Source organism: Ihubacter sp. rT4E-8, from assembly GCF_049852125.1.
Lineage (GTDB): Bacteria > Bacillota > Clostridia > Peptostreptococcales > Anaerovoracaceae > Senimuribacter.
The window spans coordinates 2,350,085-2,369,137 of record NZ_CP187532.1; the positions used below are offsets into that span (position 1 = coordinate 2,350,085).

The 19,053-nt window shown below is 45.7% G+C and carries 15 protein-coding genes; 3 read left to right on the forward strand and 12 right to left on the reverse strand.

The features are described from left to right. Positions 1–54 precede the first annotated feature (54 nt). Complete coding sequence (locus tag ACPW7J_RS11660; protein WP_161874149.1) at positions 55–627, reverse strand: biotin transporter BioY; 573 nt, start codon at positions 625–627, stop codon at positions 55–57. 245 nt (positions 628–872) lie between these two features. Here ACPW7J_RS11660 and ACPW7J_RS11665 point away from each other — a divergent pair, with 245 nt between their 5' ends. Next, a complete protein-coding gene (locus tag ACPW7J_RS11665) occupies positions 873–1,661 on the forward strand; it encodes a PHP domain-containing protein (protein ID WP_161874150.1) in 789 nt (262 codons plus the stop codon). A 104-nt stretch (positions 1,662–1,765) separates the two neighbouring features. Continuing rightward, positions 1,766–3,055: a Na+/H+ antiporter NhaC family protein gene (locus ACPW7J_RS11670; RefSeq protein WP_161874151.1), complete on the forward strand. Its 1,290-nt coding sequence runs from the start codon at positions 1,766–1,768 to the stop codon at positions 3,053–3,055. An 85-nt stretch (positions 3,056–3,140) separates the two neighbouring features. Here the strand turns inward: ACPW7J_RS11670 and ACPW7J_RS11675 are convergent, their stop codons facing one another. From ACPW7J_RS11675 to iorA, 3 genes are all read right to left on the reverse strand, one after another. Then, complete coding sequence (locus ACPW7J_RS11675; RefSeq protein ID WP_161874152.1) at positions 3,141–4,328, reverse strand: pyridoxal phosphate-dependent aminotransferase; 1,188 nt, start codon at positions 4,326–4,328, stop codon at positions 3,141–3,143. A 181-nt stretch (positions 4,329–4,509) separates the two neighbouring features. After that, positions 4,510–5,088, reverse strand: coding sequence for an indolepyruvate oxidoreductase subunit beta (locus ACPW7J_RS11680; protein ID WP_161874153.1), 579 nt, complete (start codon positions 5,086–5,088; stop codon positions 4,510–4,512). A gap of 1 nt (position 5,089) precedes the next feature. Further along, the gene (iorA, locus tag ACPW7J_RS11685; protein WP_161874154.1) at positions 5,090–6,868 is read right to left on the reverse strand and encodes an indolepyruvate ferredoxin oxidoreductase subunit alpha; all 1,779 of its coding nucleotides are present in this window, start codon (positions 6,866–6,868) and stop codon (positions 5,090–5,092) included. Positions 6,869–7,320: 452 nt separating this feature from the next. Between iorA and ACPW7J_RS11690 the strand changes: the two genes are divergently transcribed. After that, the gene (locus ACPW7J_RS11690) at positions 7,321–7,983 is read left to right on the forward strand and encodes a GntR family transcriptional regulator (RefSeq protein ID WP_161874155.1); all 663 of its coding nucleotides are present in this window, start codon (positions 7,321–7,323) and stop codon (positions 7,981–7,983) included. A gap of 51 nt (positions 7,984–8,034) precedes the next feature. Here the strand turns inward: ACPW7J_RS11690 and ACPW7J_RS11695 are convergent, their stop codons facing one another. The 8 genes from ACPW7J_RS11695 to glsA form a co-directional block, all read right to left on the reverse strand. Further along, the gene (locus tag ACPW7J_RS11695; protein WP_424960039.1) at positions 8,035–9,114 is read right to left on the reverse strand and encodes a hypothetical protein; all 1,080 of its coding nucleotides are present in this window, start codon (positions 9,112–9,114) and stop codon (positions 8,035–8,037) included. Positions 9,115–9,252: 138 nt separating this feature from the next. Further along, a complete protein-coding gene (locus ACPW7J_RS11700; protein WP_424960038.1) occupies positions 9,253–11,013 on the reverse strand; it encodes an NADH-dependent [FeFe] hydrogenase, group A6 in 1,761 nt (586 codons plus the stop codon). A 13-nt stretch (positions 11,014–11,026) separates the two neighbouring features. Further along, positions 11,027–12,766 (reverse strand): NADH-quinone oxidoreductase subunit NuoF, encoded by a 1,740-nt coding sequence (gene nuoF / locus ACPW7J_RS11705; RefSeq protein ID WP_424960079.1) that lies wholly within the window; start codon positions 12,764–12,766, stop codon positions 11,027–11,029. Positions 12,767–12,876: 110 nt separating this feature from the next. Then, positions 12,877–13,362, reverse strand: coding sequence for an NADH-quinone oxidoreductase subunit NuoE (gene nuoE, locus ACPW7J_RS11710; RefSeq protein ID WP_425755294.1), 486 nt, complete (start codon positions 13,360–13,362; stop codon positions 12,877–12,879). A 370-nt stretch (positions 13,363–13,732) separates the two neighbouring features. Beyond that, positions 13,733–15,424, reverse strand: coding sequence for a [FeFe] hydrogenase, group A (locus ACPW7J_RS11715; protein WP_161874158.1), 1,692 nt, complete (start codon positions 15,422–15,424; stop codon positions 13,733–13,735). A 14-nt stretch (positions 15,425–15,438) separates the two neighbouring features. Further along, the gene (gene nuoF / locus ACPW7J_RS11720) at positions 15,439–17,325 is read right to left on the reverse strand and encodes an NADH-quinone oxidoreductase subunit NuoF (RefSeq protein WP_425755295.1); all 1,887 of its coding nucleotides are present in this window, start codon (positions 17,323–17,325) and stop codon (positions 15,439–15,441) included. 1 nt (position 17,326) lies between these two features. Next, positions 17,327–17,830, reverse strand: a complete 504-nt coding sequence (locus ACPW7J_RS11725; protein WP_424960037.1) for an NAD(P)H-dependent oxidoreductase subunit E — start codon at positions 17,828–17,830, stop codon at positions 17,327–17,329. 256 nt (positions 17,831–18,086) lie between these two features. Beyond that, on the reverse strand, positions 18,087–19,001 hold the full coding sequence (gene glsA, locus ACPW7J_RS11730; RefSeq protein ID WP_161874160.1) for a glutaminase A: 915 nt from the start codon (positions 18,999–19,001) through the stop codon (positions 18,087–18,089). Between the last annotated feature and the right edge of the window lie 52 nt (positions 19,002–19,053).

Below are 19,053 nucleotides of genomic sequence, written 5' to 3' on the forward strand. Positions count from 1 at the left end.
ACAAAGAAAACGCTCCCCTTACGGCAGAGCGTTTTCTTAAATATATTGAATTTTTTACTGTAGCTTCATAATGCGGCGCAGACGGTTGCTGAGCATTAAAGCCAATATCAGTTTCAGAATATCCGGTATAATAAAAGGAATCACGCACCAACCCAGAACCGCCATCAAGCCAATTGTTCCCGTGGTAGACGTATATACCGCCATGAACCAAATCGTTCCAAAGACAAAATAAATTACCATTGCGCAGATCATAGAAACAGCCAGCGCCCATGTTTTCCGGCCAATAAGCTTTTCCAATCCCCACATTGCCAGACCGGATAACAGAAATCCCACGATATATCCTCCTGTGGTCCCTGCCAGAATACCAATACCTCCTGTAAACCCCGAGAAAACCGGCAGTCCTATAGCGCCAAGCAGAATAAATATCAGAATAGCTAATGTTCCCCGTTTTCCGCCCAGCACGCCTACCGTTAAAAACAAACCAAACGTCTGCAATGTAAACGGCACGGTCAATGGAACAGATATCCACGAGCATACTGCCATCAAAACCGCAAACAACGCTATGAGTACCATATCATAGGTACGCAGCTTATCTCCATCTTTTACCGTCGTTGTCATCGTCGTCATATCTTACTCCTTATCTTTTCTTTTTCAACAGTAAGTATAACGATATTCTCTATCATTGTCAACCATTTTTTTCACAAAAGGTGACTATTATTTGTTTTTATCGGCTACAGATTTTTTCCTAATTTATATCCCCGCACAAAGATGCAATGCAGCTTCCACAAATTGATCACCTTCTTCACAAATTCTTAACTTGTATGCGCAGCTAAACAGGTATAAACTATTAAGAGAAGGAAGTGATTTATTTCATGAAATTTGACATGCACTGCCACACTAAGGCAGGTTCTATAGATGCTAAAGTTCCTATTGAGCAGTACATCCGCCTGCTGCATAGCAAAGGCTTCGACGGTATGCTGATCACTGATCATGACTCCTACAAGGGTTATCGCCACTGGCTAGAGATCAAAGAATCTCTGCCGAAGGAATATCGTGATTTCACAGTGCTTCCGGGCGTAGAATACGATACGCGCGACGCCGGACATTTTCTGGTCATCATGCCGGATCGCGTTTTCCTGCGCGTGCTTCAGGTGCGCGGCATGTCCATAGAACTGCTGGAACGAATTGTACATCATTACGGCGGTATATTAGGGCCCGCCCATCCCTTTGGCGCACGCAGCTCCAGCGCTATGTTCTGTAACAAGATTCGACGTAATCCGCATTTGATTAAAAAATTTGATTTTCTGGAGGGTTTCAATACCTGTGAAACGATTCATTCCAACCAGGTTGCGCAGCTTTTAGCGAAAAAATACGGAAAACAATGCTTCGGCGGCTCAGACGCTCATAAAGACGATTATATAGGTATGGCTTTTACAGACTTCGATCGTGATATTACCTGTAACAATCAGTTGATCGCCTGTGTCAGGGAAGGCGGTATTGCCGCATTCGGCGGAACAGAAAGAAAATTCCTGCGGAAGCACCGGCGTCGAAACTCCTTCGCCGCTACTTGGGGATTTAAAACTTATAACCGTTTCTTAGGCTTTCTGTATTCTCCTTACCGAAAGCTGAAAGTACGGAATTTATCCTTGCACCGCAAGTAATCCTTTGGTAAAATATATATTGCAAAGTGATGCTTTTTGCTCGACCTTTGTCAACGAAGGTCGAGTTTTTTGTAGGTAATCATATTATTTAGGAGAGAAACGTTATGAATGAATCAAAAATCAAATCGAGCGGCTGGGCGCTTCTGCCCATCCTTGTATTCTTGGTCCTTTTTCTAGGCTCAGGTATCCTTCTCAACGACTTCTATACCATGCCGGCTGTCGTAGGCTTTCTGATCGCGCTGGCGGTAGCCTTCGTACAGACAAGAGACAAAAGCTTCAATGAAAAGCTGTCTATCGTTGCAAAAGGCGTCGGTGATGACAACATCATTACCATGTGTCTGATTTATCTGGCTGCCGGCGCTTTTTCCGGCGCTGTTTCTGCCGCCGGAGGCGTAGACAGTACGGTTAATTTGGGACTTTCCCTTCTGCCTCCCGGCATTGCGGTGATCGGACTATTTGTTATCGGCTGCTTTATTTCTGTTTCTATGGGTACTTCCATGGGTACGATCGCAGCGCTTGCGCCTATCGCCGTAGGTATTTCAGAGAAAACCGGCTTTGCCATGGCGATCTGCATCGGCGCGGTTGTTTCCGGCGCAATGTTCGGAGATAATCTGTCTATGATCTCTGACACTACCATCGCCGCAGTACGTACGCAGGGCTGTGAAATGAAGGACAAGTTCAAGAGAAACTTTCTCATCGTCCTTCCCGCGGCCATCGCCACGATCATCATCCTGTTTTTCCTCACCAGAGGCAGCCAATTCACCCTTGAAGAGGAACTGACCTATAATGTTTTTCAGGTAGTTCCTTATATCCTTGTCCTCATCACTGCCCTCATAGGCATCAACGTATTCGTTGTATTGATCGGCGGCACGATCCTCTCTGTCATTGTAGGACTGCTGACAGGAACCCTGGAAATATCCAACGTATTCACCTCTATCGGCTCCGGTGTAACCAATATGTATGATATTACGGTCATTTCCATTCTGGTAGCCTCTATCAGCGCTTTGGTCAAAGAAAACGGTGGATTTACCTTTATTCTGGAAAAAATACATCAGCGCGTACATACCTATAAGGGCGCCGAATTCGGCATCGCCGCATTGATATCTCTTGTAGACGCTGCAACAGCCAACAATACCGTTGCCATCGTAATCGCCGGACCTATCGCAAAAGAAATCAGCGATGACTACGGTATCGAGCCATCTAGAAGCGCCTCCCTGCTGGACATGTTTGCATCTGTATTTCAGGGGATTATCCCTTACGGCGCGCAGCTTTTATCCGCTGCTACTCTGACCGGCCTGACGTCCTTTGATATCATACCGTATCTGTTCTATCCTTATCTGATGGCAATCTGCGGTATCGTGAGCATCATAATTTCTAAGAAAAAAGCAAACTGATACACCAATATCACTCTAAAAAACTGGTACGTGTTTTATCTTAACCCGTACCAGTTTTTCATTTTATAAACGACAGCCTATTTCTTTAAAAATATTCCTTTGCCAGTTCAGCAAACCGAGGCAAAGCGCCTTTGATCTTTTCTTCGGAAACGCAGTATGCCATCCGTACATATCCCGGTCCGGCAAAAGAGCTTCCCGGCACCAACAAAAGGTTATACCGTTTCGCAGCGGCCACAAATTCCTTTTCATTTTCTACCGGAGACTTCATCCATAAGTAGAAAGCGCCTTCCGGCTTAACACATTCAAAGCCTAAAGCGGTCAAACCTTCGTATAACAAATTGGCATTTTTCTCGTAATACGAAACGTCGCACTGCGCGTCTACACAGCGCTGAATCACCAGCTGCATCAAAGACGGCGCGTTAGTAAAGCCTCCTACACGATTGGCTACAGTTACAGCCTGAATAAACTCCTCTGCCTGATCAGATTCATCAGGAACAACTACATAACCGATTCTTTCCCCAGGCAGAGACAATGACTTACTGTAGGAATACGCGACAACAGTATTGTCATAGTATTTTGTCATATAAGGTACGTCTACGCCGCCGAAAGCCAATTCTCTATATGGTTCATCTGACAACAGATAAATTACGGTTCCAAATTCCTCCTGTTTCTTCTTCAGAATATCCGTCAGTCCCTTAATTACCTCCTCTGAATAAACCGCTCCGGTCGGGTTATTGGGATTATTAACGATAACCGCCTTCGTCTTCGACGTGATCTTTGCCTCAAATTCGTCTAATCTAGGCATGAATCCCCCTTCCGGATTCGGTGACACTTCTACCGTAACGCCGCCGTAGGTCCTGATATAGTTGCCGTATTCCAGGAAATACGGAGCAAATACAATTACCTCATCCTCCGGATTCAGCATAGTTCTGAGCAAAATGTTCAAAGCGCTGCCGGCGCCTACCGTCATAATGATATTATTCATATTAAAGCTTGTTCCAAAGCGTCTGTTCAAATTATCCGCTATGGCTTCTCTAGTCTCCGGAAAACCGGCATTGCTCATATAGCCATGTACATAGAGGGGATCCTCATTTTCAATAATATCGATAATAGCCTCTTTTACCTCTGCCGGAGCCGGTACGCTGGGATTACCTACGCTGAAATCGAAGACATTTTCCGCTCCATACTCGTCGGCCATCCTCTTACCTTCCTCAAACATAGCTCTGACCACAGAACTGTTAGCCACTAATGGCTCCATCTTTTTTGAAATCATCTTACTTTACCTGCCTTTTCATAATTTAATAACTATATTTTACTGCTTTCTTCTTCAAATGGAAAGAAAAATTTTTCCGAAAAATCAATTTTTTTATGACATGATAGGCAATTTTCAAACTATGCAAAAAACAGTCAGAGACTGCGAGAAAACCTCACAGCCTCTGAATAAGCAAAAGGATTTATTTTACAGCGTCCGCGCCAACTTTGAATGCTTTCAGGTTCAGATCGATGAACTTCTCCTTTACATTCTTTCTGATGATATCTTCCCAATCAATATCGTCAAGACCCATCAGCTTCACCAGCGCGCCTAACAGAATAACGTTGGCAGCCTTTACATTGCCCAGGTCCGCAGCCATCTTGGATGCATCCATAGCGTGTACGTGATCTGCAGACTTCTCGATTTCCTCAATCACATCGTTCGCGTATTCCTCTACGCCGGTCAAAACCGTCATGGAAGGAATTCTTTCTGTATTTACAACAACCGCGCCGTCCGGTTTCAGGTAATCCAGCGTTCTCAATGCTTCCATTTCTTCAAAGGAAACGATGATGTCCGCCGTACCCTTTTCGATAACCGGAGAGAATACCTTTTCCTTGCTGTATCTTACCTGAGAAACAACGTCGCCGCCTCTCTGGCTCATGCCGTGAATCTCACTCATTTTTACATCATAACCGGCTTCCATCAGGCCAAAGGTCAGCATCTTTGCAGCAGTGATGGTGCCCTGTCCGCCGACACCTGATAATAAAATATTCTTTGTCATTTTATTTCTCCTCCTTTACGATGGCATCTTTCGGGCAAACCTGTGCGCAAACGTCGCAGCCTACGCAGTCAGCTCTGTTGATATGTACCTTTTTGGTATCTTTGTCAAAGATCAGAGCCGGACAGCCTGTCTTCTGGCAGAGCTTGCATCCGATACACTTGTCAGGATCTACTACATCCTTTGTCTGGAACAGACCTGGGAATTCTTCCAGATCAGCCGGTGAGAACTTCTTCAGAACGCACGGCCATCTTGTGATGATTACAGACGGTTCATCCAAATCCCAGAATTCATCGAAAGCAGCGTCAACCTCTTCCAGATTGTTCGGATTGATTACTTTTACATGCTTGATACCGATAGCTCTTACCAGTTCTTCCATGTTAATCATGTTAGCTTCTTCGCCTTTTACAGTATAACCAGTGCCCGGATTCTGCTGATGTCCTGTCATACCGGTAATTCTGTTATCCAGGATTACGTTGATGGTGTTACTGTTGTTGTAAACCGTGTTCATCAGAGAATTTACACCTGTGTGGAAGAAAGTGGAATCGCCCAGTACGGTAACAACCTTTCTCTTGATGCCTTCTCTGTTAAAGGTTTTCTGTGCGCCGTGACCCATGGAAATGGATGCGCCCATACAGATTGCAGCGTCCATTGCGTTGTAAGGCGCGCCGTATGCCAAGGTATAGCAACCGATATCGCCGGTGATCATAACGTCTTTTCTCTTACCCAATCTATAGAACAAACCTCTGTGCGGACATCCTGCGCAAAGTGTAGGCGGACGTTTGATTACCTTGTCTTTTGCATATTCAATCTGCGGCAGTTCTTCGCCGTAGAGAGCTTTTCTCAGCACATCGGAAGTCATTTCGCCATATGCAGGGAATGTGTCCTTACCATGGCAAACGAATCCGAGACGCTGTACAAATTCTTCGATATATGGATCGTCTTCTTCAACGATATAAATAGTTTCCACTTTGCTGCAGAACTCTTTAATCATTTCTGCCGGCAGAGGGAATGTAAAACCTAATTTCAAATAAGAAGCGTCTTCTCCGAATACTTCCTTCGCATAATAGTAAGAAGGGCCGGACGCGATAACGCCAATCTTAGTTCCATTCATCTCAGCAAAGTTGAACTTGGACTTCTCGGAGTACTCAGCCAGTTTTCTGGTTCTTTCTTCCATATTTACTCTGTTAACTCTTGCATTTGCAGGAACACAAACGAATCTTGCAAGATCCTTTTCCCAAGGTCTGTTGGCAACTTCCACTCTTTCCCCAACCTCTACCAGGGACTTGGAGTGACATACACGAGTAACCATTCTCATCAGTACCAGTGCGCCAAAGGTTTCAGAAACTTCATATGCTTCCTTCATCATATCGAGGCATTCCTGAGAATCTGCCGGTTCAAACATCGGCATCTTTGCCATCTTCGCAAAATTTCTGTTATCCTGCTCATTCTGGGATGAAAACATACCCGGCTCGTCAGCAGTTACCAAAACGGCGCCGCCATTTACTCTCATAGTTGCAAAGGTCATCATCGGGTCAGCAGCTACGTTGACACCTACGTGCTTCATAGAAGCCATGCTTCTTGCTCCAGCCATAGACGCGCCTGCAGCAGATTCCATAGCTACCTTTTCGTTTGGTGCCCATTCTGCATAAACCTCTTTGTATTTTGCAACATTTTCCAGAATTTCCGTACTCGGTGTTCCCGGATATGCAGCTGCGTGCGTAACGCCTGCTTCGTACGCGCCTCTTGCGATAGCTTCATCGCCTGTCAGTAATCTTTTCATAAGATTTCTTCCTCCTTTTTTATCTACCATCCTGCCGCAGGCCAGTCATCATAAAGCCTGCAGCGGCACTGTCGATTCAAGCTGGCAGCCAGATCGGCTTTTGTCTTGATGGCTATATTTTAATCCAACCAAAAAATTTGTCAATTCGTTTGGCTAAATTTTATTCAAAAAACATTAAATTATTCAAAAATATGTTTTTTTCAACAAAATAAACTAATTTTTTTTGTATTATTTTCTATTTGTATACTTTATCCAATACCAGATTTATTACCGTCAAAAAACCTTTATTTTCAATACTTATACAGGTATTTCATACTTTTTTACCAGGATATTCCGAAAAGTGTTTCGTGTTTTTAACATCTTTCAATATTTTCAGTCTTTTTATTTTTGTTCATACTTGACAATCTTCTCGACCTATCATAAAATGTTCATATTAGAAAGAGAGGTGTCCCATGAAACAGGATCTCAGAAAGGCTCCCATCCGTGAGCAAATTTACGGTATTATTAAAGGCAATATTTTAAACCGCAAATATGATTTTGGCAGCCGCTTATCGATTACCGCTATTTCAAAGGAGCTCAACGTCAGTAACACACCAGTGAGGGAAGCCCTTTCCATGTTAGAACGCGACGGCCTCATAGAAATCTACCCTAATGCGGGTCCCTTCGTCATTTCCTTTTCCCGGAAACGTGTCGAAACCGTAGCTCAGGCTATTCTCAGTATGCTGCTGGGCGCATTGGAATTATGTCTGTATACAGAACGTATCGATAAACTTATCGCCATGCTCCAAGATGCTCTAAAAGGCCAAATCGCCCATGAAGACGCCGAAAGCGAACAAGAATATGCTCTATACTCCATTGCTTTTGAAAGCGCTTTTATCCAATGCTGCGAAAACGCCTATTTAACCAAGCAATACCGCGAAATTGAAGATCTTTTCTATCTAACCGTCATGTACGATCACTGGTACATCGATACCGTCCGCAAAAGAGCTGTTATGGAACACCAACAAATTCTCAGCGCAATCATGACCGGAGACTTTGATATGGCAAAAAGGCTTCTAAAGCTGCACTATGACCGTTTCGATGTGGATCGGCACGAAGCGGAAAATGCGCAATAACTACATAGTATGTTTATATCAGAATGGTTGCAAGGTGTACATACCGACGCCTTACGCAGCCATTCTTTTCTTATGCTTCAGCTGATATCTGGCTACACATACCAACAAAAGCATGCCTAAATATCCGGTAAAAGGATAAATCGCCGCTACCAATTTATCAAAGGGCATCTGTCCTAATACAAAGGCATCCAGACTGACCAGCAAAGCGATGATAAGCGACGCCTTACTCCTGGGCCGTGCAAGTCCATTACAAATAGACCACAACACCGGAGCGGCAGTAGAAAAAATTCCACATATCATAACACAGACAAACAGTGTAGCTGCCACAGAAGAAATATCTTCAGCTAATTCCAAAGATGGAACTATACTATGCTCCTCCGCGTCCAACCCTGCCATCAGAGCCAGATTCATAAAGATTACAGTAACCATCAGTAAAACTCCCCCTGTTACACCTCCGGCAACCGCTTCCCTGGAAGACCTTGCATCTCTGCCTAACGCCATAAGGAAGGCAAGAGAACTAACCGTATTATACGCCGCGTAAAGAATCCCACTGAACCACCAATTTTGTGCCGGCCGTAATTCTTTCAGCGCCCCAACATCCACATTGCCAGTCATCAAATCTCCAAAATTCGCTGTAATAGTGCATATCGCGATAAAAATAGAAAAGCCAATAATCAGCGGCCCCATAAGACCCACTATGTCAATCAGTTTTTCCAATCCAAATGCAAAGGCCGCAAACACCAGCAGAGCCATAAGTATTCCGCCTACATAATATTGCACGCCGCAGTACGCTTGCAGCGAAGCGCCCGCGCCAGAAATCATAACTGCTAATACCGCAAAAAGATAGAACAATACAAAATACTCATAGAAAGCGCCTAACCATTTGCCGCACAATAACCTGTACGGCTTCTGTGAAGCGGCTTCTCCGACTTCATGTCCAATCTTCATAATACTGCCTCCCGCCCAGGCAAACAGAATCATGCTGATGACAGCAGCCCCAATGCTCATCGCTCCATATGATGTATAAAACTGCAAAATCTCCTGTCCCGTAGCAAACCCTGATCCAATCTCGAAAGCAATATACGCTCCAGCATATTTGATAACTCTGATCGGACTTACTCTTTCTTTCACAATACTACCCCCTGTCCCATTCTAGCCTATGCATGGACGGACAAAAAAATAACCCAGTAAAATGTTTCAACACACGAAAAACTGCCTGCATGTTTTTGCATGCAGGCAGCCTCTCCCTTAGTAAATATTTATATTCTATTATCTTGCATGATAGTGCGTATGGAGCAAATGATGCGCTTTCTCACTGCCCGGTTTATCCAAATATGTCTTATACAGTTCTTTGATAACCGGATTCTTGTGAGACTTTCTTACAAAGCTTTCGTGATCGCTGGTGTACAGCGCTTTCGCGCGCTCCGCACCTAAATCCATCCAGTTGCGAACGGAAGAAGGCTGCTGTGGCTGACCGCCTCCGTTAACGCAGCCGCCAGGACAAGCCATGACTTCTATAAAGTCAAAATGCTCGCCTGCCTGAATTCTTTCCATCAGCTTTCTCGCATTGCCGAGACCGTGTGCCGCGGCAGCTTTCAGCTTCACATCCCCAATTTCCAGTTCCACTTCTTTGATACCGGATTCCTGTCCGCGCACCTGCATATAGTCTATAGAATCCGAGCTTTCACCTGTTACGATATCCGCTACTGTACGCAGCGCCGCTTCCATAACGCCGCCGGTAGCGCCGAAGATAGTCGCAGCGCCGGTAGAAACGCCCAGCGGATTGTCGAAGTCGCTGTCAGGCAGCGCCGGGAAGTCGATACCGAACGCAGAAATCGCTCTTGCCAGTTCTCTTGTAGTCAGTACTAGATCTACGTCAGGATAACCGGTTGCCGCCAGTTCTTCTCTTTGCGCCTCAAACTTCTTAGCTGTACAAGGCATAACAGAAACTACCGCGATATTGGCAGGATCGATGCCGGCCTTCTCAGCGTAATAAGACTTAATCATGGCGCCCAGCATCTCATGCGGAGATTTACAGGAAGAAAGATTATCCAGCATATCCGGGAAGAAATGTTCACAGAATTTGATCCAGCCTGGAGAACAGGACGTAATCAGAGGCAGCTTTCCACCGTTGTTCAAACGATCCAGAAGCTCCGTTCCTTCTTCCATAATCGTAAGGTCAGCGCCTGTATCCGTATCAAATACCTTGTCAAAGCCGATCATGCGCAGCGCCGTAACCATTTTTCCTGTAACATCTGTGCCGAACGGCATACCGAATTCTTCTCCCAATGCCGCTCTCACCGCAGGAGCCGTCTGCACTACTACATGCTTCGAAGAATCCTTCATCAGCTCCCAGAGATCATCAAGACTGGAATGCTCTTGTAGTGCGCCGGTCGGACAAACATTGATGCACTGTCCACAGTTGACACACTTTGATTCGTCGATCGGACGGTTGAAGGTCGTGCTGACCACCGTGCTGAAGCCTCTGTTGATGACGTCAATGGCTCCGACAGTCTGCACGTTGTGACAAACGCTGATACATCTTCTGCATAGGATGCAACGGTTTGGGTCACGCATAATAGAAATACCGTTGTCGATATCCATCACCTGATTTGCAGTTACCACTTCCTGATTCTTGGCATAGTTGGCAAACTCCGTATCCATGGTGTTGGCCAAAGTCTTCAACTCGCATCCTGTGGAACCTCTGTTGCAGCTCTGACACATAGCCGGGTGATTGGAAAGAATCAATTCCAGATTCTTCTTTCTGAAGTTGAGAATATCCGGCGTATGGGTTTTTACTACCATACCGTCAGCAACCTTCTGTACGCAAGAAGCCTGCCAGTTCTTCGCGCCTTCTACTTCTACAAGACACATACGGCAGCAGCCGATTTCACAGACGTCTTTCAAAAAACATAACGTCGGAATTTTAATGTTGACCTGTTTCGCCGCCTGCAATATGGTGTAGTCTTCCGGCACGTTAACATCCATGCCGTCTATGGTTAATTGTACTCTTTTTTTATTTTTCATCATTTAGCCCTCCAGTTTATGCGTTCTTCATGATAGCCTTAAACGGACATTTTTCCATGCAGACGCCGCATTTGAGACATTTTTCGTTGTCGATGACGTAAGGTGTTGTCTTGCTGCCGGTAATACACTGTGCAGGACAGTTCCTCGCGCAAAGACCGCAATGCTTACAAAGCTCATCATGTACCACGAACCGCAGCATCGATACGCATACGCCAGCCGGACATTTTTTGTCTACCACATGGGCTTCATACTCGTCGCGGAAATATTTCAGGGTAGAAAGCACAGGATTCGGCGCTGTCTGACCCAGACCGCAAAGAGCGCCCTTCTTGATATTCTTTGCCAGATATTCCAGTTCGTCAAGGTCTTCCAGCGAGCCTTTTCCGTCGGTAATCTTCGTCAGAATTTCTAACATTCTCTTGGTACCGATACGGCACGGAGGACACTTTCCGCAGGATTCGTCTACGGTAAATTCCAGATAGAATTTCGCGATATCGACCATACAGGTATCCTCGTCCATGACGATCATACCGCCGGAGCCCATCATGGACTGCAGCTCAATCAGGGAGTCGTAGTCAATCGGGCTGTCAAGGAATTCTGCCGGAATACAGCCGCCGGAAGGACCACCGGTCTGTACCGCTTTAAATTTCTTTCCGTTTGGAATACCGCCGCCGATTTCGTAAATGATTTCGCGCAGGGTCGTTCCCATCGGGACTTCTACAAGACCTGTATTGTTAATCTTTCCGCCAAGAGCGAAGACCTTAGTGCCGTGGGATTTTTCTGTACCGATGCCGGCGAACCAGTCCGCGCCTTTGTTGATAATCTGCGGAATATTGGCAAGTGTTTCTACATTATTGATAATGGTCGGTTTCGCAAACAAACCTTCTACTGCCGGGAACGGCGGTTTCAGTCTCGGTTCGCCGCGGTTTCCTTCGATAGAAGTCAAAAGCGCAGTTTCTTCACCACAGACAAAAGCGCCTGCGCCCAATCTAATATCAAGGTCAAATTTAAATTTCAGACCCAGTACGTTATCTCCCAGGAGACCATATTCTCTCGCCTGCTCGATGGCAAGGGCCAGTCTCTGTACCGCAATTGGATATTCCGCGCGAACATATACATAGCCCTGGGACGCGCCGATGGCGTAGCCTGCGATCGCCATAGCTTCAATGACAGCATGGGGGTCGCCTTCCAGAACAGATCTGTCCATGAACGCACCTGGATCGCCCTCGTCAGCGTTACATACTACATACTTTTCTTTTTCCTGCTGATCAGCCGCAAACTGCCATTTTACGCCGGTTGGGAAACCACCGCCGCCTCTGCCGCGAAGTCCCGCGTCCTTCATAGCCTTAATGACGTCTTCTGGCTCCATCTCTGTCAGAACCTTCGCCAACGCCTCGTATCCGCCGTAAGCGATGTATTCGTCAATGTTTTCAGGATCAATCCTACCGCAGTTTCTAAGAGCAATACGCATCTGCTTAGAGAAGAAATCAAGCTCATTTTCTGATTTCAGGCGTTCTACGATTCTGCCGTTTTTGATGTGCGCTTCCCAGATTTCATTGATGTCATCTGGCGTTACATTGGTGTACATTACATTTTCCGGATAAACCATCAAAATTGGGCCTTCCGCGCAAAGACCGAAACATCCTGTCTGTACGATATGCACACGATCATGAAGTCCGTCTCTGTCCATCAACTCATTGAGTTTTTCACGATTCTTAATTGCGCCTGACGAGGTACAGCCTGTACCGCAGCAGGTCATTATGTAAATTCTATTGTCATCGTTTCCGATTCTATTGCCAAAAGACTGCAGCGTTGTTTCTTTTATCTTCTGGATATCTTTGATTGTCTTAACCATCATTTCCTCCCCCGCTATTCCATAAGCTCATACTGATTCATGATTTCGTCTACCTGTTCCGGGGTCAGCCTTCCGTAAACCTCGTCATTGATGGTGACGACAGGAGCCAGACCGCAAGCGCCAACACACCTGCAGGAATCCAAAGAAAACTTACCGTCCGGTGTGCACTCTCCGACATCGATAGAAAGCCGTTCCAGGAATTTACCAAGAATATCTCCAGCGCCTTTTACGTAGCAAGCAGTTCCCATACAGACATTGATCTTGTACTTGCCCTTCTTTTTCAGGGAAAATTGGGAATAGAACGTTACAACGCCGTAAACCTTCGCCATGGAAACGCCCAACCCGTCGGCAATCCGTTCCTGCACCTCATAAGGCAGATAGCCAAAGACTTCCTGTGCCTCGTGGAGGATTGGAATCAGTGCGCCCCTCTCGTCTTTGTGCTTTTCGATAATCTCGTCAAGCTCCGCAAACTTTGCAGTCATTTCTTTGCAGTTACACATGTTTCTCTCCTTCGAAAATTATAGATATAGATATAATGACATAATACGGCTATTTCAGGCCAAAACCCAAACTAAAGATGGTTAAAATTTTAACCAGTACCGTTGTTTTCATTTTATAACAAATTTTCTGATTTGTCAACTTTTCGTTAGGTGAGAATGTAGAAGATTTTATTATACTAAAGTATGATTTGTTAATAAATCACAAATTTTCATCGCACCGCATCAGCATTTATTGTTTACACAACGATATAAAATCGCAGCGTGCGCCATAATACGATGCCATGCGGTGCGTTTCCTAAGGCACGCAAAAATGCCGAGACGGCTGAAATCGTTTCCAGCTATCCCGACATTTATCATAGCGTTCTACTTTTTATTTCTCATTATGCAAAAGCTTATGTTCTTTTCCTTTAAGAATGCCGTCGTACAAACTCAAAGCTACTGGGTTCTGGTGCGACGATTTAATCTGAGAACGGCTGTCGAAACGATACAATCCTGCCTGTCTCGCCGCGCCTGTCATAATTTCCTGGCCGTTGAAAACCGGCTGGCCGCCTCCGTTGATACATCCGTTTCTGCAAGTCATAACTTCGATAAAGTCGTACTTCACGTTGCCTGCTTCCATCTCATCCAAAACCTTGCTGGCGTTGCCAAGACCGTTAATGATAGCTATGCGCACATCCTTACCTAAAAGATTTACCGTTGCTTCTTTGATAGCGTCATTACCGCGAACGCCTGAGAACTTGATTTCATCTAAATCCTCTGGTCTGTTGCTCTTTGTCAAATAACGAAGCACAGCTTCTGTCACGCCTCCGGTCGTACCGAAAATCGCACCCGCGCCGGATGACATACCAAATGGCATATCAAGGGCTTCCGGTGTGATTTCCGCCATATTGATTCCAGTTGATTTAATCATGTTAGCGATCTCTGTGGTCGTCAATACATAGTCTACATTCTGCTCTCCCTCAGTGAAATGCTCCGGACGGAGGATCTCCGCTTTTTTCGCTGTACAAGGCATGATAGAAACCACAACAGTTCTTCTGCTGTCTTCGTCTTTCTTCATTCTTGCTTCTTCTTTAATCAACGCGCCGAACATCTGCTGCGGAGAACGGCAGGTTGAAATATGCTTTGCAAACTGCGGATATCTGTCTTCACAGAATTTCACCCATGCAGGACAGCAGGAAGTAAATAATGGCAGATTTTCGCCGGATTTCAACCGTTCCACAAGCTCATTCGCTTCCTCTATAACCGTAAGATCCGCGCCAAAATCAGTGTCGTATACCTCTTCAAAACCAATATATCGCATTGCTGCAGCCAAATGTCCCAGTGCGTTAACGCCCTTTTCCATACCAAACGCTTCACCGATAGCGACACGAACAGCCGGCGCAATCTGTGCGACAACCCGAACGCTTTTATCTTCCAACAGCTTCCAAACAGGTTCGGTATCCATTTTGATGGTAATAGCGCCCGTTGGACATACCACGCGGCACTGTCCGCAGCCAACACAACCAGTTTCATTTAAATCCTTCTTAAACGGTGTTGTCATCATCATGTTGGAGCCTCTCTGCGCAAAACCTAAAACGCCGACGCCTTCTATTTCGTGACACATACGCACGCAGTCACCGCAAAGAATGCACTTATTCAAATCTCTTACAACGCAAGGAGACGTGGTATCCAACGGTAAATGTTCTTTATAGTTCTCAAAACGAATATCAGTCACACCCAGACGGTTTGCCAGATTCTGCAAATCGCAAACGCCATTTGCCGCGCAAGTCGTACAGTCTCTGCAATGAGCGGCAAGCAAAAGCTCGATAACCATTTTTCTGTGATGTTGAATCTTGCGGGTATGTGTATAAATCTTCATGCCGTCTCTCGGTCTTTCTGAACAAGACGCAAAGACCTTCCCTTTATCATCCTCCACTACGCACAAACGACAAGCGCCATGAGTAGATAAATCGGAGTGATAACAGAAAGTAGGGATGTCAATGCCTGCGTTACGAATGACTGTCAGCACATTTTTCTCATCTGTAAACTCTACTTTTCTATTGTTGATTGTCATAAATCCCATGATTTTTCTTCCTCCTACCACTCGATATGAATTGCATCAAACGCACAATCAGACAGACATGCGCCGCACTTGATACAAGTTTCTGTGTCAATATGATATGCTTTTCTAACCTGACCTGCAATTGCGCCTGCCGGGCAGTTTCTCGCACACTTACCGCAGCCCTTGCACTTATCCGGGTCAATGATGAATTTCTGTAACGCTGTACAGTTTCTGGAAATACATTTCTTTTCCAGCACATGCTGTTCGTATTCCTCACGGAAGAATTTCAATGTACTCATAACCGGCTGCGCCGCACACTTTCCGAGTCCGCAAAGCGCAGTATCCGTAATGGTTTCCGCCAGTTCTTCCAACATATCCAAATCTTCCAGTGTACCCTTCCCGCCAACGATTCTTTCTAAAATCTCCAGCATACGCTTCGTGCCTTCGCGACACGGTACACACTTGCCGCAGCTTTCGTTCTGGGTAAAGTTCATGAAAAAACGAGATACCTCTACCATGCAGGTATTTTCGTCCATGACTACCATACCGCCGGAGCCGATCATCGCGCCGATTTTCTTCAAAGAATCGAAATCCAGCTTCATGTCCAGATGCTCCTCGGTCAGACACCCACCGGACGGCCCGCCAATCTGTACTGCCTTGAACTTTCTATCGTCCTTAATGCCGCCGCCGATATCAAAGATGACTTCACGCAGGGTAGTACCCATCGGCACTTCAATCAACCCGGTATGCTTTACGCTTCCGGTCAGAGCAAAAGCCTTTGTTCCGGAGTTATTTTCCGTTCCAATGCTGGCAAACTTTTCTGCGCCGTCCGCAATAATCATTGGCACATTTGCATAGGTTTCGACATTATTCAACACAGTCGGCTTATCGAACAGACCCTGCTCAACAGTTCTCGGCGGTTTCACTCTCGGCATGCCTCGGTTTCCTTCGATGGAGGAAGTCAACGCACTTCCCTCACCGCATACGAAAGCGCCTGCGCCTCTGTTAATATGTAGCTTAAAGCTGAAATCTGTGCCCATAATATTATCACCCAAAAGCCCTGCTTCTTCTGCCTGGGCGATAGCATTCTTCAGACGGGCGATTGCCAGCGGATACTCTGCACGAACATAGATATAACCTTCGTCCGCGCCTACCGCATAAGCCGCCAACGCCATACCTTCGATCATCTTATGAGGATCGCCTTCCATGATGCTTCTGTCCATGAATGCTCCCGGATCGCCTTCATCTCCATTGCAGACAACGTAGCGCTTCTTTTCTTCCTGTCTTGCAACCTGCGTCCACTTTTTACCGGTTGGGAAGCCCGCTCCGCCTCTGCCGCGCAAACCCGCCGCCATAACCTCGTCGATAACCTGCTGCGGCGTCATCTCAAACAAAGCCTTCTCCAACGCCGAATAACCGCCGATAGCGATGTACTCTTGAATGTGCTCCGCATCGATAGATCCGCAGTTTTTCAATACATTTCTATGCTGCTTTTCATAAAAATGTATTTCCTCCTGCTTCGGACACTCTTTGCCGTCCTGCTGAAACACCAGTCTGGTGATCAGTTCTCCTCTTTCAATAGTTCTGTGAAAAATTTCTTCACAGTCTTCCAATTTTACCTTGGTATAAAGAATATCCTGCGGTTCAATCTTCATTAAAGGTCCCATTTCACAGAAACCGTGGCAGCCGCTCTTGCGAACGACAACATCTCCGTCTCCATGGGCAACCTCAGGCTCAAAGACCACCTCAACATCAGGATTCTGCGCAACCAGTTCGCACATTTTATCATAAATCTGCGCAGAACCGCCGGCAATACAGCCTGTTCCGGCGCAGATCAAAATTCTACACTTATTGCTTTCAATTTCTTTCTTTGACGCCTCACGAACCTTTGCGAGAGACTGTCTATCTGTAATTTTGTTCATTTTATGCTCCTCTCAATTCGCGAACTAACGCAACCGCCTTTTCCGGCGTCATAGCCGGATATACCTTGTCATTGACTGTCAGCACCGGCGCTAACCCGCAGGCCCCCAGGCAAGATACGGTCTCCAGTGTGAACATCATATCCTCTGTTGTCTGTTTCCCTTTGAAAAGGCCCAATTCGCTATATAATGCTTCCAAAATAGGAATAGATTTACGTACATGACAAGCTGTTCCGTCGCAAACCTTAATCAGATATTTGCCCTTCGGCTCAAAAGAGAAGTTTTCATAAAAAGTCGCTACACTGTAGGCCAGGGACTCCGGTATGTTCAGCTTACCTGCAACATAACTGAGTAATTCCGGCGGAAGGTAGCGATACTCCTCTTGTATCTCCTGTATAATCGGAATTAAATCTTTCTGGGTTCGCCCGTAGGCCGCTATAATTTCATCGGTTTTGTCATAATACTCTTTCTCCAGCATATTACTCCTGTCATCGATGCCTGTCGGCAAAACGATGTGCTCCTTTCTCCAAATTCGTTACTCACTCAGGTTATATTTTATACTGCATACAGCGGTACTGTCAATAGGCACACTGCCCAAAATTCAACAACTTTCTCTTTCATTTGTATAGATTTTTCTAATACTCTTTCCGCCCCTTCTCTCCAACGTTTCGCAAAGAAAAAGACCCCGATGCAGCGCTCCGCACCAGGGTCTTTTTCATAAGGATTTTAAGTAGTATATAAAATATAGGTAATTGCTAATTTGATCAAAAAATACTCAACTTCTGTTTACGACTCAACGCTTCCAACATGCGTATGCCGGCTACGCTGTTCCCCTTCTTATCTAAAGCCGGAGAATAGATGCCAATACCCATACGGCCGGGACAATTAGCCATGATGCCGCCGCCTACGCCGCTTTTGGCCGGAATCCCTACTGTAGTGGCAAATTCACCACTGCCGTCATACATTCCGCTAGTCATCAGTACCGCGTTCATAAACACCGCGTCTTCTTCTGGAATCACCTGCGTATCCCTGTGTATGTTCTTTCCATGATTAGCAAGCATCAATCCCATGCGAGCCAAGTCCTGACAGTTCACCTTTATAGAACACATTGCAAAATACACATCCAGCAATTCCTCTACGCTCCCGTAAATCATTCCTGAGGTTTTTAAAAGATAACCCAGCGCCCGATTCTTATTCCCCGTTTTCTTCTCTGAAAGGTAAACCTCCTGATCTACCTCCAGATCAGGGTTTTCCATAATCTCGCGAGTAAAATTCAAAAGACGCTGAAACCTTTCCTCGTTAGTCGCAGCTTTCACCATGCCGCAAACCGCGATCGCTCCGATATTAACCATCGGATTGATATGTTCCCGCAGAAGCAAAGGTTCCGCATAATCGATAGCATTAAAAGGCTTTCCCGTAGCCTCCACGCCGACATGGGCTTTGACAAAATCAATGCCGTTATCCTTAGCTGCCAGCATCAAAAAAATCGTCTTAACAATACTCTGAATTGTGAAAGGTTTTTCCCAGTCACCGGCAAAGAAATCACCGTCCTCAGCAGCGACGTAAATGCCAATTTCTTCTCTGTTTGCCTTTGACAATTCAGGAATATAGCTGGCAACCTCACCGTCCAAAGTATACCGCCGGCAACTTTCTAAAATATTTTCAACACATGTCTGCATGCATTTTCCTCCGCATTCTTTTATCTCATTTAGTATACCATTGATTTCGAGA

What these genes read in the sequence shown, in the direction of transcription:
- ACPW7J_RS11670 (WP_161874151.1), top strand. Translation starts at nt 1,766, where the DNA reads ATGAATGAATCAAAAATCAAATCGAGCGGCTGGGCGCTTCTGCCCATC.
- iorA (WP_161874154.1), bottom strand. Translation starts at nt 6,868, where the DNA reads ATGAAAAGATTACTGACAGGCGATGAAGCTATCGCAAGAGGCGCGTAC.
- ACPW7J_RS11680 (WP_161874153.1), bottom strand. Translation starts at nt 5,088, where the DNA reads ATGACAAAGAATATTTTATTATCAGGTGTCGGCGGACAGGGCACCATC.
- nuoF (WP_424960079.1), bottom strand. Translation starts at nt 12,766, where the DNA reads ATGACCTGCTGCGGTACAGGCTGTACCTCGTCAGGCGCAATTAAGAAT.
- ACPW7J_RS11660 (WP_161874149.1), bottom strand. Translation starts at nt 627, where the DNA reads ATGACGACGATGACAACGACGGTAAAAGATGGAGATAAGCTGCGTACC.
- ACPW7J_RS11700 (WP_424960038.1), bottom strand. Translation starts at nt 11,013, where the DNA reads ATGATGAAAAATAAAAAAAGAGTACAATTAACCATAGACGGCATGGAT.
- ACPW7J_RS11690 (WP_161874155.1), top strand. Translation starts at nt 7,321, where the DNA reads ATGAAACAGGATCTCAGAAAGGCTCCCATCCGTGAGCAAATTTACGGT.
- ACPW7J_RS11715 (WP_161874158.1), bottom strand. Translation starts at nt 15,424, where the DNA reads ATGGGATTTATGACAATCAACAATAGAAAAGTAGAGTTTACAGATGAG.
- ACPW7J_RS11665 (WP_161874150.1), top strand. Translation starts at nt 873, where the DNA reads ATGAAATTTGACATGCACTGCCACACTAAGGCAGGTTCTATAGATGCT.
- glsA (WP_161874160.1), bottom strand. Translation starts at nt 19,001, where the DNA reads ATGCAGACATGTGTTGAAAATATTTTAGAAAGTTGCCGGCGGTATACT.
- nuoE (WP_425755294.1), bottom strand. Translation starts at nt 13,362, where the DNA reads ATGTGTAACTGCAAAGAAATGACTGCAAAGTTTGCGGAGCTTGACGAG.
- nuoF (WP_425755295.1), bottom strand. Translation starts at nt 17,325, where the DNA reads ATGAACAAAATTACAGATAGACAGTCTCTCGCAAAGGTTCGTGAGGCG.
- ACPW7J_RS11675 (WP_161874152.1), bottom strand. Translation starts at nt 4,328, where the DNA reads ATGATTTCAAAAAAGATGGAGCCATTAGTGGCTAACAGTTCTGTGGTC.